The sequence below is a fragment of the Chitinimonas koreensis genome (assembly GCF_014353015.1).
In the GTDB taxonomy this organism is placed as follows: Bacteria; Pseudomonadota; Gammaproteobacteria; order Burkholderiales; family Chitinimonadaceae; genus Chitinimonas; species Chitinimonas koreensis.
Genome location: NZ_CP060704.1, coordinates 5,501,995 through 5,517,301, shown reverse-complemented (window position 1 = coordinate 5,517,301; position 15,307 = coordinate 5,501,995). Strand labels below are relative to the sequence as shown.

14 protein-coding genes are annotated in these 15,307 nt (G+C 70.2%); 6 read left to right on the top strand and 8 right to left on the bottom strand.

The window, feature by feature from the left end; genetic code table 11:
* Window positions 1-194: 194 nt before the first annotated feature.
* From H9L41_RS23500 to H9L41_RS23480, 5 genes are all read right to left on the bottom strand, one after another.
* Entirely contained in the window at window positions 195-1,448 is a 1,254-nt protein-coding gene (locus H9L41_RS23500; protein WP_051319276.1) for an ABC transporter permease, read from the bottom strand.
* Window positions 1,449-1,517: 69 nt separating this feature from the next.
* A complete protein-coding gene (locus H9L41_RS23495) occupies window positions 1,518-2,552 on the bottom strand; it encodes an ABC transporter substrate-binding protein (protein WP_028447389.1) in 1,035 nt (344 codons plus the stop codon).
* Window positions 2,553-2,594: 42 nt separating this feature from the next.
* A complete protein-coding gene (locus tag H9L41_RS23490) occupies window positions 2,595-3,695 on the bottom strand; it encodes an ABC transporter ATP-binding protein (RefSeq protein WP_028447390.1) in 1,101 nt (366 codons plus the stop codon).
* Window positions 3,696-3,892: 197 nt separating this feature from the next.
* On the bottom strand, window positions 3,893-4,525 hold the full coding sequence (locus H9L41_RS23485) for a response regulator (RefSeq protein WP_028447391.1): 633 nt from the start codon (window positions 4,523-4,525) through the stop codon (window positions 3,893-3,895).
* A gap of 129 nt (window positions 4,526-4,654) precedes the next feature.
* Complete coding sequence (locus tag H9L41_RS23480; protein ID WP_051319278.1) at window positions 4,655-6,640, bottom strand: sensor histidine kinase; 1,986 nt, start codon at window positions 6,638-6,640, stop codon at window positions 4,655-4,657.
* 136 nt (window positions 6,641-6,776) lie between these two features.
* Between H9L41_RS23480 and parC the strand changes: the two genes are divergently transcribed.
* From parC to queC, 4 genes are all read left to right on the top strand, one after another.
* Entirely contained in the window at window positions 6,777-9,176 is a 2,400-nt protein-coding gene (gene parC, locus H9L41_RS23475) for a DNA topoisomerase IV subunit A (protein ID WP_187523612.1), read from the top strand.
* Window positions 9,177-9,294: 118 nt separating this feature from the next.
* Window positions 9,295-9,948 (top strand): head GIN domain-containing protein, encoded by a 654-nt coding sequence (locus H9L41_RS23470; protein ID WP_051319279.1) that lies wholly within the window; start codon window positions 9,295-9,297, stop codon window positions 9,946-9,948.
* A 316-nt stretch (window positions 9,949-10,264) separates the two neighbouring features.
* The gene (queE, locus tag H9L41_RS23465) at window positions 10,265-10,909 is read left to right on the top strand and encodes a 7-carboxy-7-deazaguanine synthase QueE (RefSeq protein ID WP_034607721.1); all 645 of its coding nucleotides are present in this window, start codon (window positions 10,265-10,267) and stop codon (window positions 10,907-10,909) included.
* Window positions 10,910-11,045: 136 nt separating this feature from the next.
* Entirely contained in the window at window positions 11,046-11,723 is a 678-nt protein-coding gene (gene queC, locus H9L41_RS23460; protein ID WP_028447395.1) for a 7-cyano-7-deazaguanine synthase QueC, read from the top strand.
* 118 nt (window positions 11,724-11,841) lie between these two features.
* On the opposite strand, the gene H9L41_RS23455 is transcribed toward queC, so the two are convergent.
* Entirely contained in the window at window positions 11,842-12,222 is a 381-nt protein-coding gene (locus H9L41_RS23455) for a DUF7793 family protein (protein WP_028447396.1), read from the bottom strand.
* 9 nt (window positions 12,223-12,231) lie between these two features.
* Window positions 12,232-12,822, bottom strand: coding sequence for a protein-methionine-sulfoxide reductase heme-binding subunit MsrQ (gene msrQ / locus H9L41_RS23450; protein WP_028447397.1), 591 nt, complete (start codon window positions 12,820-12,822; stop codon window positions 12,232-12,234).
* Between the two features lie 289 nt (window positions 12,823-13,111).
* Between msrQ and proB the strand changes: the two genes are divergently transcribed.
* Complete coding sequence (proB, locus tag H9L41_RS23445) at window positions 13,112-14,233, top strand: glutamate 5-kinase (RefSeq protein ID WP_028447398.1); 1,122 nt, start codon at window positions 13,112-13,114, stop codon at window positions 14,231-14,233.
* Window positions 14,230-14,814, top strand: a complete 585-nt coding sequence (locus H9L41_RS23440) for a DUF924 family protein (RefSeq protein ID WP_051319280.1) — start codon at window positions 14,230-14,232, stop codon at window positions 14,812-14,814. Before proB ends, H9L41_RS23440 begins: the two co-directional genes overlap by 4 nt.
* Window positions 14,815-15,065: 251 nt before the next feature.
* On the opposite strand, the gene H9L41_RS23435 is transcribed toward H9L41_RS23440, so the two are convergent.
* Window positions 15,066-15,281 carry an HP1242/YdcH family protein gene (locus H9L41_RS23435; protein ID WP_034607722.1) on the bottom strand — a complete coding sequence of 72 codons (216 nt, stop codon included), beginning with the start codon at window positions 15,279-15,281 and terminating at the stop codon, window positions 15,066-15,068.
* Window positions 15,282-15,307 lie beyond the last annotated feature (26 nt).

Genomic DNA, 15,307 nt, shown 5'->3' with positions numbered 1-15,307 from the left:
CCGTTGAAGATGCAACCTCGCGCCAGCGAGGCTCCCTCTGGATACCCCACGAAGTCTTCGACTTCATGGGGACCCAAGGCGGCGAGGGCGGGGGAGTGGAATAAATCAGCGAGGATTCGTTTGATGGCCACATGCACCAAAGCGCCCGGCTTCGCCGGGCGGATCTCGGAAGCAGGCACTTGGGCTGCATTCAATTAGCCCAGCTTGAGGCTCTTGGCGCCGACCAGCCAGCCGTACACCACGTAGAGCAGCAGGGTGGCGAGCAGCAGCAGGCCGCCCAGGGCGGTGGCCATGCCCCAGTTCACCGTGCTGTTGGTGTAGAAGGCCACGAAATAGCTGACCATCTGGTCGTTCGGGCTGCCCAGCAGCGCCGGCGTGATGTAGTAGCCGATGCACAGGATGAACACCAGCAGGCCGCCGGCGCCGATGCCGCTCAGCGTCTGCGGGAAGTAGACCCGCCAGAAGGCGCCGAACGGATGCGAGCCGAGCGAGACCGCGGCGCGCAGGTGGCTGGGCGAGATGCCCTTCATCACGCTGTAGATCGGCAGGATCATGAAGGGCAGCAGGATGTGCACCATGGCGATGTAGACGCCGAGGCGGTTGAACACCAGCTGCAGCGGGGCGTCGATCAGGCCCAGGAGCTGCAGCGCGCCGTTGATCAGGCCGCCCGACTGCAGCAGCACGATCCAGGCCGCCACCCGCACCAGCACCGAGGTCCAGAACGGCAGCAGCACGCAGATCATCAGGAGGTTGGCGCGGCGGGTGGGCAGGCTGGCCAGCAGATAGGCCAGCGGGTAGGCCAGCAGCAGGCAGACCAGCGTCACCACCGTGCTCATCCAGAAGGTGCGGGCGAACACCTCGAGGTAGATGGCCTGGCCGGGATCGACGCGGGCGACCTCGCCCTGCTCGTCGATGTGCCGGTCCACCGCCGCCAGCAGGTAGAACGGCGTGCGGCTGCCGCCGTTGCGGTGGATGGCCTGCCAGTAGACCGGGTCGCCCCAGCGCTCGTCGAGCTCGACCAGCGCCTGCCGGTAGGACGCCGGCGATGGTTCGAGCGGCAGGCGGCGGGCGGTCTTGCCCAAGAGGCTGCGATAGCCGGGCACTTCCATGTTCAGCCGCTTGCCCAGGTCGCCCAGCGTCTGCGCCTCGCGCGCGGCGGCCAGGTCCTGCGCCACCGCCCGGTAGGCCGGCTCGGCCGGCAGGCCGCGGCCGTCCCAGCGCGCGAGCGCCTGGACCGTGAGCGGCAGCGAGCCGCGCACCTCGGGGTTGTCCACGCTCTTGGCCAAGAGGCCGAACAGCGGCAGCACGAACACGACGGCCAGGAACAGCGCCAGCGGCGCGATCAGGGCCAGCGCCTTCAGCGTGCCGGTGCGTTCGGCCCGGGCCAGCTGGCGCTTGAGCGGGATGCCGTCCTGGCTGAGCAGGGGCGTGGGGGCGGGCGTGGTCATGGCGGATTCCTCGCGGCGGGCGGCGGGGCGGTCGCCCGCGCCCGCCGCCGATGCGCTGCTGCTGGCTGCTTACTTGGCGGCCCAGGCGTTGAAGCGCTGTTCCAGCTGTTCGCCGTAGTCGGCCCAGAAGTTCACGTCGATGCCGACCTGGCCGGCGATGTTGGCCGGGGCGGTGGGCAGGCCGGCCGCCACGTCCTTGCCCAGGAGGGCGTTGGCCTTGGTGTTGGTCGGGCCGTAGGCGATGTTTTCCGAATAGACCTTCTGGTTCTCCGGCCGCGAGGCGAAGGCGATGAACTTGATCGCCTGCTCCTTGTTGGGCGATCCCTTGACGATGGCCCAGGCGTCGAAGTCGTAGATGCCGCCGTTCCAGACGATCTTCAGGTTTTTGCCTTCCTTCTGCGCGGTGGCGATGCGGCCGTTGTAGGCCGAGCTCATCACCACGTCGCCGGCCGCCAGGTACTGCGGCGGCTGGGCGCCGGCTTCCCACCACTGGATGTTGGGCTTGAGCTGGTCGAGCTTCTTGAAGGCGCGGTCCTGGCCGGCCGGCGTGGCCAGCACCTTGTAGACGTCCTTCGGCGCCACGCCGTCGGCCATCAGGGCGAATTCCAGCGTGTACTTGGCGCCCTTGCGCAGGCCGCGCTTGCCGGGGAATTTCTGCACGTTCCAGAAATCGGCCCAGCTGGCGGGCGCGGCCTTGAGCTTGTCGGCGTTGTAGGCCAGCACGGTCGACCAGACGAAGATGCCGACGCCGCAGGGGCTGACCGCGCCGGGCACGAAGAAGGACTTGTTGCCGATCCGGCCCATGTCGAGCTTTTCGTACAGGCCTTCGTCGCAGCCGCGGGCGAGTTCGGGCGACTCGACCTCGACCACGTCCCAGCCGATGCTGCCGGTCTCGACCATGGCCTTGATCTTGGCCTGTTCGCCGTTGTAGTCGCCGGCGACCAGGTTGACGCCGGTCTGCCGGAACGGCTCGTAGAAGGCCTTGGCCTGGGCGTCGCGGTTGGCGCCGCCGAAGGAGATCACGGTCAGGTCGCGCGCCGAGACCGTGGCGGCGGCCAGGCAGGCGAGCAAGAGGGGCAAGCGGGCAAAGCGGAACTGCGGCATGTCGACTCCTTTATCGTTGTGCGGAATGAGGCAGCGGGGAAATCAGGGGGTGCGGACCGGGTCCAGCGCGCGGGCGTGCTCGACATCCCAGCCCAGCGGGATCACGTCGTTCACCTTCAGCTCGCCGTCGAGTTCGGCGATCGGCTGCTTGACCACGAAGTGGTCGGCGCCGGCCACCTGCAGGCGGATGCGGACGTGGTCGCCCAGGTAGATGAATTCCTCGACCCGGCCGGTCAGCCGGTTGGCGCAGCCCTCGCTGGCGCCGTTCAGGCGGATGCGCTCGGGCCGGATCGACAGCGACACCGGGCCGCCCGGCTCGCCGACGTTGACCGCCAGCGCCCGCACGGTCTCGCCGTGCGGCAGGCGCACCGTGCAGGTCTCGCCGGCGCGCTCCTGCAGGGTGCCGCCCAGGCGGTTGTTCTCGCCGATGAAGTTGGCCACGAAGGTGTTCTTCGGCTGCTCGTAGAGCGTGCGGGCGGTGTCGATCTGCTGGATCTCGCCCTGGTGGAACACCGCCACCCGGTCGCTCATGGTCAGCGCCTCGCCCTGGTCGTGGGTCACGTAGACCACGGTGACGCCGAGGCGGGCATGGATGTGCTTGATCTCGATCTGCATGTGCTCGCGCAGCTGCTTGTCCAGCGCGCCCAGCGGCTCGTCCATCAGCACCAGCTGCGGCTGGAACACCAGCGCGCGGGCCAGTGCCACGCGCTGCTGCTGGCCGCCCGACAGCTGGCCCGGGTAGCGGCCGCCGAACTTGCCCAGCTGCACCATCTCCAGCGCCTGCTTGACCTTGGCGGCGATGTCGCTGCGGTTCATGCCGCGCACCTTGAGCGGGAAGGCCACGTTCTCGGCCACTGTCATGTGCGGGAACAGCGCGTAGTTCTGGAACACCATGCCGATGTCGCGCCGGTGCGGCGGCACCCGGTCCAGCCGCTTCTGGCCGAGCCAGATCTCGCCGGCGGTCGGCGTCTCGAAGCCGGCCAGCATCATCAGGCTGGTGGTCTTGCCCGAGCCGGACGGTCCGAGCAGGGTGAGGAACTCGCCCTTGCGGATATCGAGGTTCAGGTCGCGCACGATCAGCGTCTCGCCGTCGTAGCTCTTCTGCACGTTGCGGAAACTGACCAGGGTATCGGTGGCGCTCATCGCGGCAGGCCCGGAAGGTGGGGGATGCCGCATGGTGCGCCGGCGCGATCGGCCGTCCTATAGTCGGGGCGGATTTTGCCGTACGGCTCGGCTGACCCGCTTGTAAGGAAATTCCTAGGGCGGCGTGAGCCGTTCGGCCGAGCCGGGCCGAACCGGACTGGACCGGACTGGACCGAAATGGACCGGGCCGGCCGGCCTCAGTCGATCAGCTTGTGCTCGATGGCATAGCGCACCAGCTCGGCGGTGGAGCCGAGCCCGAGCTTCTGCAGCAGCCGCAGCTTGTGGGTGCTGACGGTCTTGGCGCTGATGGCCAGTTGCTGGCCGATGTCGTTGATGCCTTCGCCGCGGACCAGCCGCAGGAAGATCTGGAACTCGCGCTCCGACAGCTGGGCGTGCGGCGGCTTGTCGCTGCCGAGCCCGACTTCGAACACCATGCGGTCGGCCAGCTGCGGGTCGATGTAGCGCCCGCCGGCCGCCAGCTTGCGGATGGCGGCGATCAGCAGCGCCGGATCGCTGGCCTTGGTGGCGTAGCCGGCCGCGCCGAGCTTGAGCGCGCGCGCCGCCATCTGCGCCTCGTCGTGCATCGACAGCACCAGGATGGCCGGCGGCTTGGCCTGCGCCAGGATCCGCGGCAACGCCTCCAGCCCGCTCAGGCCGGGCATCGACAGGTCGAGCAGCAGCACGTCGCACGGCGTCTGGCGCAGCGCTTCCAGCACCCGCTCGCCGTCGGTGGCCTCGCCGACCACCCGCATGTCGCCGCTGAGCTGCACCAGCTGCTTGACGCCTTCGCGCACGATCGGATGGTCTTCGGCAATCAGGACACGGATCATCGGGGGTCTTCCTGCAAGGATGGGGACAGCGCCGAGTAGGCTGTTGAGGCAGTTAAGCACCTGGTTCTGCGATCCACCCGGCAAAGCCGGGCGCGCTGGTGCACGTGGAAATCAAAGAGTGATCGCGGTTTATATCCCACTCCCCCCGCCCTCGCCGCTGCGAGGGAGCCCCGCTGGCGCGAGGTCCGCGCCTTTCTCGACAATTGGCAAGCGTACGGTGACATCGGTGCCTTCGCCCTCGCGGCTTTCCACCATGCAGCTGCCGCCGATGGCCATCGCCCGCTCGCGCATGCCGATCAGGCCGAACGAGGCGGGCCGGCCCGGATCGGGCGCGAAGCCGCGGCCGTCGTCCTCGATGGCGAGGAACAGCGTGCCGTCGCTCACGGTCAGGTCGATGCGCACGGTCTGGGCCTGGGCATGGCGGGCGACGTTGGTCAGCGATTCCTGGGCGATGCGGAACAGCGCGATCTCGGTCTTGGCGTCCAGCGCCGGCACCGCGCCGTGCACGCTGACCACGGTGGGCAGGCCGTAGCGTTCCTCGAAGCGGCGCGCCAGCCAGTCCAGCGCCGCCGGCAGGCCGGCGTTGAGGATAGGCGGGCGCAATTCGCTGGCGATGCTGCGCACGATCAGGAAGGTCTGGTCGATCAGGCCCTGCATGCGGCCGATGCGCTCGGCCAGCGCCGGGGCGGCCGCGCCGGCCGCCTGGCCGGCCATGCTGGTCTCCAGCCGCAGGCCGGTCAGCACCTGGCCCAGCTCGTCGTGCACCTCGCGGGCGATGCGGGCCTTCTCTTCCTCGCGCACCGTGTCGATATGGGCGGCCAGCTCGCGCAGGTCGGCCTCGCTGGCCAACAGGGCGGCGCGGGCGCGGCGGCGTTCGGTGGCGTCGGTGACGAAGGCCACCAGGTATTCGCTGTCGCGGTAGCGCAGGTAGGACAGCCGCACGTCCACCGGCAGCTGGCTGCCGTCGGCGCAACGGTGGACGGTCTCGTACTCGTCGGCGCCGGCCTGCCGGATGTGGTGCCAGCAGGCCAGCCAGCCGTCCACGTCCAGCGCCGGATCGAGCGCCCGGATGCCCTGGCCCAGCAATTGGCCGGCGGCATGGCCGTGCATGCGCAGCACCGCCTCGTTGGCATAGCAGATGCGGCCGTCCCAGCCCAGCCACAGCACGCCGGCGGTATTGCGGTCGAGCGAGAACTGGGTCAGCTGCAGCGCCGCCTCGCTCGATTCGCGCGCTTCGAGTTCGCGCCGGGTCTGCGCCAGCTGCTGCCGCAGCTCGCGCCGCTGCCGCGACTGCCAGGCCAGCGCCAGGCCCAGCGCCAGCAGCGCGGCCAGCAGCAGCCAGCTGGCGCCGCGCCAGAAGCCGGGCCGCTGCCAGGCCGGGGTGGCCGGCGGCCGCAGCCAGCGGGCCTGCAGCGCGGCCAGCGCCGCCGGCTCGATCCGCGCCAGCGCCGCGTCGACCGCACGGCCCAGTTCCGGCCGGTCGGCGCGGCTGGCGACCCGCAGCGTCAGGGTGTAGCCGGCGTCGCCGATCAGTTCGAGGTCGAGGTAGTCGCCGCGCCCCAGCAACGCGTGGGCATGCGGCAGGTCGATTAGCGCCGCGTCGGCCCGGCCGTCGACCACCGCGTCCAGCGCGGCGCGCTCGCCGGCCAGGCCCAGCCGCGGCAGGGCCGGGTAGTTCTCGGCGACGAAGCGCCGCAGCGGGCCGTCGTCGCGCAGCGCGACGCGGTAGCCGACTGTCAGCTCGTCCAGCGTGCCGATGCGGAAGCCGCGCCGCGCCACCAGCTTGACCGGCACGCGCACGGCGGGCTCGCTGAAGCGCCAGTAGCGCAGGCCGGCCGGCGTCTGCGGCAGCAGCGGGGCGAGATCGAGGCGGCCGGCCTGCTGGGCGGCGGCCAGCGCCGCAGGGCTGTCGTAGACCTGCCAGCTCAGCGTCCGGCCCATCCGGCGCGCCAGCAGTTCGGCCAGGTCGACGCTGGCGCCGGTCAGCCGGCTGCCGCTGGCCTCGCGCTGCACATAGGGCGGATCGAGCAGCACGCCGACGCGCAGCGCCTCCTCGGCCCGGGCCGGCAGGCAGGGGACGGCGAGCAGCAGGCAGAGGCGCAGGGCTGGCGACATTCCGACAAAAATGCCGGGTTCGCCGGCAAATTGCCAGCGCCGCGGCGCCGGCCGGCGAACGGCCGTCGCCGCGCGCCATGCCGCTGTTTGTCCGTCCCCCCCGCTCGTGCCATCATCCGCCCGCCCGATTTCCCTGATGCCGCACCGCCATGACCGATACACCCGACCTGCCCTGGACGACCCGGAACTGCCCGAGGACGACGCGGCCGAGCCCGCGCCCGCCGCGGCCGGCGGCGCCGAGCTGCCGCCGCCGCCCAGCCCGACCGACTTCACCGGCATGGACGCGGTGCCGCTGGGCCGCTACGCCGAGCGCGCCTACCTCGAATACGCCGTCTCGGTGGTCAAGGGCCGCGCGCTGCCCGACGTCTGCGACGGCCAGAAGCCGGTGCAGCGCCGCATCCTCTACGCCATGCACGAGATGGGCCTCGGCCCGACCGCCAAGCCGGTCAAGTCGGCCCGGGTGGTCGGCGAGGTGCTCGGCAAGTTCCACCCGCACGGCGACACCTCGGCCTACGACGCGATGGTGCGGCTGGCGCAGGACTTCTCGATGCGCTACCCGCTGGTCGACGGCCACGGCAACTTCGGTTCGCGCGACGGCGACGGCGCCGCGGCGATGCGCTACACCGAAGCGCGATTGACCCGCATCGCCGAGCTGCTGTTGTCCGAGATCGACATGGGCACGGCCGACTTCGTGCCCAACTACGACGGCGCCTTCGAGGAGCCCAAGCTGCTGCCGGCGCGGCTGCCGATGCTGCTGCTGAACGGCGCCTCCGGCATCGCGGTCGGCATGGCCACCGAGATGCCGCCGCACAACCTGACCGAGGTGGCCGAGGCCGCGGTGGCGCTGATCCGCAATCCGCGGCTCGAAGTCGCCGACCTGCTCGACATCGTGCGCGGGCCTGACTTCCCCGGCGGCGGCCAGATCATCTCCAGCCGCGAGCAGATCCAGGCCGCCTACGAAAGCGGCCGCGGCAGCCTGGCGGTGCGCGCGCGCTGGAAGATCGAGGAACTGGCGCGCGGCCAGTGGCAGCTGGTGGTCACCGAGCTGCCGCCCAACACCTCGGCGCAGAAGGTGCTCGAGGAGATCGAGGACCTGACCAATCCGAAGATCAAGAAGGGCAAGAAGGCGCTGACCCAGGAGCAGGTGCAGCTCAAGCAGCTGCTGCTGAGCCAGCTCGACACGGTGCGCGACGAATCGGGCAAGGACGTGGCGGTGCGGCTGGTGTTCGAGCCGAAGTCGCGCACCCAGAACGCCGACGAATTCGCCAACATGCTGCTGACCCACACCAGCCTCGAGGGCAGCGCCTCGATCAACCTGGTGGCGATCGGCCTCGACGGCCGGCCGCAGCAGAAGACGCTCAAGCAGCTGCTGCAGGAGTGGATAGCCTACCGCTTCACCACCGTGCGCCGCCGCACCCGCCACCGGCTGGGCCAGGTCGACGACCGCATCCACATCCTCGAAGGCCGGCTGCTGGTCTACCTCAATATCGACGAGGTGATCCGCATCATCCGCCAGGCCGACGACCCCAAGGCCGACCTGATCGCGGCCTTCAAGCTCAGCGAGCGCCAGGCCGAGGACATCCTCGAGATCCGGCTGCGCCAGCTGGCGCGGCTCGAAGGCATCAAGATCGAGCAGGAGCTGGCCAAGCTGCGCGACGAGAAGGCCGAGCTCGAGCACCTGCTGGCCGACGAGGCCGCCATGCAGCGGCTGATCGTGCGCGAGATCAAGGACGACGCGAAGGCTTTCGGCGACGCGCGCCGCACGCTGATCGAAGCGACCGGCCGCGCCTCGGTGACCGCCACCGTGGTGGACGAGCCGGTCACCGTGATCCTCAGCGAGAAGGGCTGGATCCGCAGCCGCAACGGCCACGGCGTCGATACCCAGAACCTCGGCTTCAAGGAAGGCGACCGCCTCTTGGCCGCGCTCGAATGCCGCTCGGTCGACACCGTGGCGCTGTTCGGCTCGGACGGCCGGGTCTACAACCTGTTGGCCGGCAACCTGCCCGGCGGCCGCGGCGACGGCGTGCCGGTGGCTTCGCTGATCGACCTGGCGGCGCGCACCCGCGTGGTCCAGCTCCTGGCGGCGCGGCCCGAGCAGGCGCTGCTGATCGCCGGCAGCTCGGGCTATGCCTTCCACTGCGAATTCAAGGACCTGCTGACGCGGCAGAAGGCCGGCAAGGCCTTCCTCTCGCTCGACGAGGGCGAGACGCTGCTGAAGATCGCGCCGTTCGCGCCGGCCGAATCCAACCTGGTCTGCTGCCTGTCGGCCGGCGGTCGGCTGCACGCCTTCCCGCTGGCCGAGCTGAAGGCGCTGTCGGGCGGCGGCCGCGGCATGATCGCGATGGCGCTCGACGACGGCGACACGCTGGCGGCGGTGACGGTGAGCGACGGCAACAGCCTGACGCTGAACGGCACCGGCCGCGGCGGCCGGCCGATGAGCGTGACCTTCGACGCCAACGACCTGGCGCCCTATGTCGGCAAGCGGGCCAAGAAAGGAAAGCCGCTGGTGGGCGGCCTGAAGCTCGCCGGTTTCTGAGCGCCGCCCGCGCGCCGTCCGATCGATGCAACGCCCGGCCCCACGCCGGGCGTCGTCGTTTGCAAGCGCATCGCAATAGTAAGATACTCATTGGTATGTTTATGTGAAGGAGTATCCCATGCGACGTCTCGTCATCCTGGCCGCCGCCCTGCTGGCCACCACCGGCTTTGCCGCCGAGATCCGCGGCAGCGGCCGCGTGGTCGAGCAGAGCCGGCCGGTGTCCGATTTCCAGGCCATCCGCAGCGAGGGCGCCTGGAGCCTCGACGTCAAGGTCGGGCCGGCGCCGTCGCTGAAGATCCGCGCCGACGACAACCTGCTGCCGCTGATCGAGACCACGGTGCAGAAGGGCGAGCTGACGATCCGCTTCAAGGAGCACCAGTCGATCAGCCTCGACAACAAGAGCAGCCTGCGCATCGAGGTCACGGTGCCCAGGCTGTCCGGCTACAGCCACGAGGGCGCCGGCAAGACGGTGTTCCGCGACCTGGCCGGCGAGCGCTTCGCGCTGAGCTACGAGGGCGCCGGCCTGATCACCGCGACCGGCCGCGTCGACAACCTGACGGTGCAGGCCAGCGGCGCCGGCTCGCTCGACCTCGACGGCCTGAAGACGCGCAACGCCACGGTCAACCTCGAGGGCGTCGGCGCGGTCAGCGTCTACGCCAGCGAATCGCTGACCGCGGCGGTCGACGGCATCGGCTCGCTGACCTACTTCGGCAAGCCGGCCAAGGTGTCCAAGGCGGTCAGCGGCATCGGCACGGTGCGCGCCGGGGACTGACGGATACTTTTGGGGCAGGTCGATCGTCATCGCAGCACCCGGCGGAGCCGGGTGTTCGTGTTCAGCGATGGCTCGAGCGCCGGCGCTTCCTGATCGATTCCAACTCCCCCCGCCCTCGCCGCCGCGAGGGAGCCTCGCTGTCGCTCGTATGTGCATGCATCGACCGCTTGTGGATTGTTCTCCGGTTGCGTGACCGCGAGCCCGTTTCGGGATGGAGACTTTGGTCGAGCTCTGAGACAATTCAGCCAGTTGCACGTCCGCTCCGGGCGTTCGCGGCATGGGCCGGCGCCCATGCCGTTTGTCATTTGCAGACCCGATGTCCACCTCGCTCCGCATCACCGAAATCTTCCACTCGCTGCAGGGCGAGACCAGCCGCATGGGCCTGCCGACGGTGTTCGTGCGGCTCACCGGCTGCCCGCTGCGCTGCGGCTACTGCGACAGCGCCTACGCCTTCCACGGCGGCGAGCGCCGCTCGATCGCGGCCATCCTCGAGGAGGTCGGCCGCCACGGCACGCCCTATGTCTGCGTCACCGGCGGCGAGCCGCTGGCCCAGGCCGGCTGCCACGAGCTCTTGACCCGGCTGTGCGACGCCGGCTACTCGGTGAGCCTGGAGACCAGCGGCCACCTGCCGATCGAAACGGTCGACCCGCGCGTGTCGCGCATCGTCGACATCAAGACGCCGGGCTCGGGCGAGGTCGAGAAGAACCGCTGGGACAACCTGCGCCACCTGACCGGCCACGACGAGCTCAAGTTCGTGCTGGTGCATCGCCACGACTACGAATGGGCGCGCGACCTGGTGCGCGACAACCAGCTGCAGGCGCTGTGCCCGCTGATCTTCAGCCCGGTGTGGGAATCGCTGCCGCCGCGCGAGCTGGCCGAGTGGGTGATCGCCGATCGGCTGCCGGTGCGGGTGCAGGTACAGCTGCACAAGATCCTGTGGGGCGACAAGCCGGGCGTGTGAGGCGCCGTCCCTCCGGTAGGAGCGGCTTTAGCCGCGAATGCCCGATGTAGCATGTCCATTCGCGGCTAAAGCCGCTCCTACACGAAGCTCCGGGCGATTCCGGAGCCGAGCTGCAAACCGATTCCGAGGATCCGAAATGAGCAAGAAAGCCGTCATCCTGCTGTCCGGCGGGCTCGATTCCGCCACCGTGCTGGCCATGGTGCGCAACCAGGGCTTCGAGGCCTATTGCCTGAGCTTCGACTACGGCCAGCGCCACAATGCCGAGCTGGCCGCCGCGCGGCGCGTGGCCGAGGCGCTCGGCGCCGCCCGCCATCACGTCGCCCGCATCGACCTGGCCGCCTTCGGCGGCTCGGCGCTGACCGACGCCAGCATCGAGGTGCCGACCGACGGCGTGAAGGAAGGCGAGATCCCGGTCACCTACGTGCCGGCGCGCAACACCATCATGCTGAGCTTCGCGCTCGGCTGGGCCGAAGTGCTCGGCGCCCGGGACATCTGCATCGGCGTCAACGCGGTCGACTACTCGGGCTACCCGGACTGCCGGCCCGAATACATCTCGGCCTTCGAGATGATGGCCAACCTGGCCACCCGGGTCGGCGTCGAGGGCGCCTCGCTACATATCCGCACGCCGCTGCTCAAGCTGTCCAAGGCCGAGATCATCCGCGCCGGCATGGCGCTCGGCGTCGACTACGGCCTGACCGTGAGCTGCTACCTGGCCGACGACGACGGCCGCGCCTGCGGCCGGTGCGATGCCTGCCGCCTGCGCCGGGCCGGCTTCGAGGCGGCCGGGGTGGCCGATCCGACGCGCTATCGCTGATGGCTTGAAGTCGGGAGATCGCCGATCGCGGCGGCAGGTCGGACTTCAGCCCGACCGCAAGGCCCGGTCGATCCGGGACCTCTTCGGAGCGAAGTCCGACCTGCCGGTGTCTCGGCGATCAGCCGACCGGCGGCAGGAAGCGCGCCAGCCATTGCAGCGCGGCCGCTTCGCTGTCGAAGGCCTGGAACGGGTAGGGCGGCCGCCGGTAGCGGCGGTAGAGCTGCACCGCCATGCGGGCCACCGGATTGCTGGCGATCACCGCCACCGCGACGGTGACCGCGCAGACCTCGGGACTGGCGCTGAAGGCCTCGGCCTCCGGCGTGGCGGTCATGGTGCCGCGGCCGGTCACCAGCACCGGCAGCGGTCGGTCGGCCAGCGCCAGGTGCTGACGATGGGCCGAACGGATGGCGGCGAGGTCGACGCGCGGATGCAGGCCGTAGTCGATGCGCAGGATGCCGTCGTCGCGCAGCCAGACCGCCGGGTAGTCGGGAGCGTCCATGCTCCCCATTCAAGCCGAGCGCCGCCGCCGCCGCCACCACAGCCGCATCCCCAGTAATACCGCCAGCGCGGCCGCGAACAGCGCCGGCTGGGTCAGGTCCTTCTTCACCAGCCACCAATAATGCAGCACGCCGAGGATCGCGATCGGATAGACCAGCCGGTGCAGCCGGCCCCAGTTGCGCTTGAGCCGCCGCATCATGCGGTCGGTCGAGGTCGCCGCCAGCGGGATCAGCAGCACGAAGGCGGCGAAGCCGACGGTGACGAAGGGCCGCTTGGCGATGTCGCGCACGATGGCGGCCAGGTCGAAGAACTGGTCGAGCCAGATGTAGGTGGTGAAGTGCAGGCAGGCGTAGAAGAAGGCGTACAGCCCGAGCATGCGGCGCAGCCGCAGCGGCTCGGGCCGGCCGGTGAGGCGCCGCAGCGGGGTCATGGCCAGCGTGATCAAGAGGAAGCTCAGCGTCCAGGTGCCGGTCGAGCGGGTGACGAACTCGATCGGGTTGACCGCGCCGCCGCTGGCGACGATCCAGACGGCGCGCGCCAGCGGCAGCAGGCAGAGGACGAAGAGGGCGGCTTTGAAATAGCTGAAGGTGCGCAGGTTCATGATGTTTTAGTCGTTCAAGGTCTGCCGCCCTGACGGCATAATTGCCCGGTCGCCGTTTGGATACGCCGGTTCGTATCCGATCGCCGGTGCAGGCGCCCGGCAAAGCCGGACGCTAGGCGGTCAGAGTCTGTTCCACCGCCGGCAATTCCCTGATCGATCCCGACTCCCCCGCCCTCGCCGCCGCGAGGGGCCTCGCTGCGCTCGTCGGCGGATGCTTCGACGCAAGTATCCGCCCGACGTGCGCCGAGTGATGCGCTTCGGCGGTATTCGACCATCCACGGATTTTTCCATGCAAAGCTGCATCGCCACCGCCCACCGCCTGGTCGTCAAGGTCGGCTCCTCCCTGGTCACCAACGACGGCCGCGGTCTCGACCACGCCGCGCTCAACCGCTGGGCGGCCGAGATCGCCGCGCTGTCGCGGCTCGGCCGCCAGGTGGTGCTGGTCAGCTCGGGCGCCATCGCCGAGGGCGTGGCGCGGCTCGGCTGGCCGCGCCGGCCGCACGCGGTGCACGAGTTGCAGGCGGCCGCCGCGGTTGGCCAGATGGGCCTGGTCGAGGCCTACGAGCGCGGCTTCAAGGCCCACGGCCTCAAGACCGCCCAGATCCTGCTGACCCACGAGGACCTGGCCGACCGCACCCGTTACCTCAATGCGCGCTCGACGCTGCTGACCCTGCTCGACCTCGGCGTGATCCCGATCATCAACGAGAACGACACGGTGTCGACCGACGAGATCAAGGTCGGCGACAACGACACGCTCGGCGCGCTGGTGACCAACCTGATCGACGCCGACGCGCTGGTGATCCTGACCGACCAGCGCGGCCTCTACCGTGCCGATCCGCGCAAGGTGCCGGACGCCGAGTTCGTCCACGAATACCCGGCCGGCCGGCCCGAGCTGGAGGCGATGGCCGGCGGCGCCGGCAGCGGCGTCGGCACCGGCGGCATGTACACCAAGATCGTCGCCGCCAAGCGCGCCGCCCGCAGCGGCGCCAGCACGGTGATCGCCAGCGGCCGCGAGGAGCGCGTGCTGACCCGGCTGGCGGCCGGCGAAGCGATCGGCACCCAGCTCAGCGCCGGCCAGAGCCGCATGGCGGCGCGCAAGCAATGGCTGGCCGACCACCTGCAGGTGCGCGGCACGCTGGTGCTCGACGCCGGCGCGGTGCGCGCGGTGGCGCAGCAGGGCACCAGCCTGCTGCCGATCGGGGTGGCCAGCGTCGACGGCGATTTCCTGCGCGGCGAGATGGTGCGCTGCATCGGCCCCGACGGCGCCGAGATCGCGCGCGGCCTGTGCAACTACGACGCGGCCGACGCGCGCCGCATCGTGCGCCTGCCGACCGGCCAGATCGAGGCGGTGCTCGGCTTCGTCGACGAGCCCGAGCTGATCCACCGCGACAACCTGGTGGTGCTGGGATGACGGCCGCTCACGACGATGCGGCCCTGATCGCCGCAGTGCTCGAATTCTGGTTCGCCGGCGGCGATGCGCCGCGGCAGGCCTGGTTCGTCAAGGACCCGGCCTTCGACGCCGCGATCGCCGCCCGCTTCGGCGAGCAGGTCGCGGCCGCCCAGGCCGGCGGCTTGCAGCACTGGCGCGCCACGCCCGACGGGCTGCTGGCCTACCTGCTGCTGCTCGACCAGTTCAGCCGCAACATCTACCGCGACACGCCGCGCGCCTTCGCCGGCGATGCGCTGGCGCTGGCCGCCGCCCATGCGGCGCTCGAGGCCGGCGTCGACCGGACGCTGCCGCCGGTGCGCCGCGTGTTCGTCTACCTGCCGCTGGAGCATGCCGAATCGTTGGCCGAGCAGGACCGCTCGGTGGCGCTGTTCGAAGCGCTGGCGGCCGAGTGGCCGGCCGGGGCGAACTACCTCGACTACGCGCAGCGCCACCGCGAGGTGATCGCGCGCTTCGGCCGCTTTCCGCATCGCAATGCTGTGCTGGGTCGCGAGGCGACCGCTGAAGAGCAGGTTTATCTGGCGCAGCCGGGGAGTGGCTTCTAGGGCCGCGTAGAAAGATTTAGTCTCTGCCGCTGGCCGCTTTATCCCTTCTCCCGCGCGCGGGAGAAGGTGGTCCGAAGGACCGGATGAGGGCCGGTTCATCAAACTACAGCCCTCACCCCACCCCGCTTCTGCTACGCAGAAGCGGGTGCTCTCCCGTGCACGGGAGAGGGGCTGATCGACCCAGCTTTGTTTGAAGGCAGGCAGTAAAAAAGCCGGGCAAACCCGGCCAATGCCTGCGTGCGTCGATCTGTTCAGGCCCGGTCGGTCAGGGCCCGCAATTCTTCCCGCAGCGCGCTGCGCTGCTGCCTCATCTGCGCCAGCACCGGCTCGTCCAGCGGCGCCTCGCCGTATTCGATGCGGGCGATCGCCTGGTCGAGCATCAGGTAGTCGTCGGCCAGTCGGGCGAATTCGCCGCGGCCCGGTTCGGCGGCCGGCCGGGGTTCGGCGGACGGGTGGGGCGTCTCCATCGGCGTGCTCCTGGGTTCGATGCCAT

Bases quoted from the DNA above. Each gene is read 5' to 3' on its own strand.
- H9L41_RS23490 (WP_028447390.1), bottom strand. From the start codon at position 3,695: ATGAGCGCCACCGATACCCTGGTCAGTTTCCGCAACGTGCAGAAGAGC.
- H9L41_RS23440 (WP_051319280.1), top strand. From the start codon at position 14,230: ATGACGGCCGCTCACGACGATGCGGCCCTGATCGCCGCAGTGCTCGAA.
- H9L41_RS23480 (WP_051319278.1), bottom strand. From the start codon at position 6,640: ATGTCGCCAGCCCTGCGCCTCTGCCTGCTGCTCGCCGTCCCCTGCCTG.
- H9L41_RS23455 (WP_028447396.1), bottom strand. From the start codon at position 12,222: ATGGACGCTCCCGACTACCCGGCGGTCTGGCTGCGCGACGACGGCATC.
- queC (WP_028447395.1), top strand. From the start codon at position 11,046: ATGAGCAAGAAAGCCGTCATCCTGCTGTCCGGCGGGCTCGATTCCGCC.
- msrQ (WP_028447397.1), bottom strand. From the start codon at position 12,822: ATGAACCTGCGCACCTTCAGCTATTTCAAAGCCGCCCTCTTCGTCCTC.
- H9L41_RS23470 (WP_051319279.1), top strand. From the start codon at position 9,295: ATGCGACGTCTCGTCATCCTGGCCGCCGCCCTGCTGGCCACCACCGGC.
- parC (WP_187523612.1), top strand. From the start codon at position 6,777: ATGCCGCACCGCCATGACCGATACACCCGACCTGCCCTGGACGACCCG.
- H9L41_RS23485 (WP_028447391.1), bottom strand. From the start codon at position 4,525: ATGATCCGTGTCCTGATTGCCGAAGACCATCCGATCGTGCGCGAAGGC.
- H9L41_RS23500 (WP_051319276.1), bottom strand. From the start codon at position 1,448: ATGACCACGCCCGCCCCCACGCCCCTGCTCAGCCAGGACGGCATCCCG.
- proB (WP_028447398.1), top strand. From the start codon at position 13,112: ATGCAAAGCTGCATCGCCACCGCCCACCGCCTGGTCGTCAAGGTCGGC.
- H9L41_RS23495 (WP_028447389.1), bottom strand. From the start codon at position 2,552: ATGCCGCAGTTCCGCTTTGCCCGCTTGCCCCTCTTGCTCGCCTGCCTG.
- H9L41_RS23435 (WP_034607722.1), bottom strand. From the start codon at position 15,281: ATGGAGACGCCCCACCCGTCCGCCGAACCCCGGCCGGCCGCCGAACCG.
- queE (WP_034607721.1), top strand. From the start codon at position 10,265: ATGTCCACCTCGCTCCGCATCACCGAAATCTTCCACTCGCTGCAGGGC.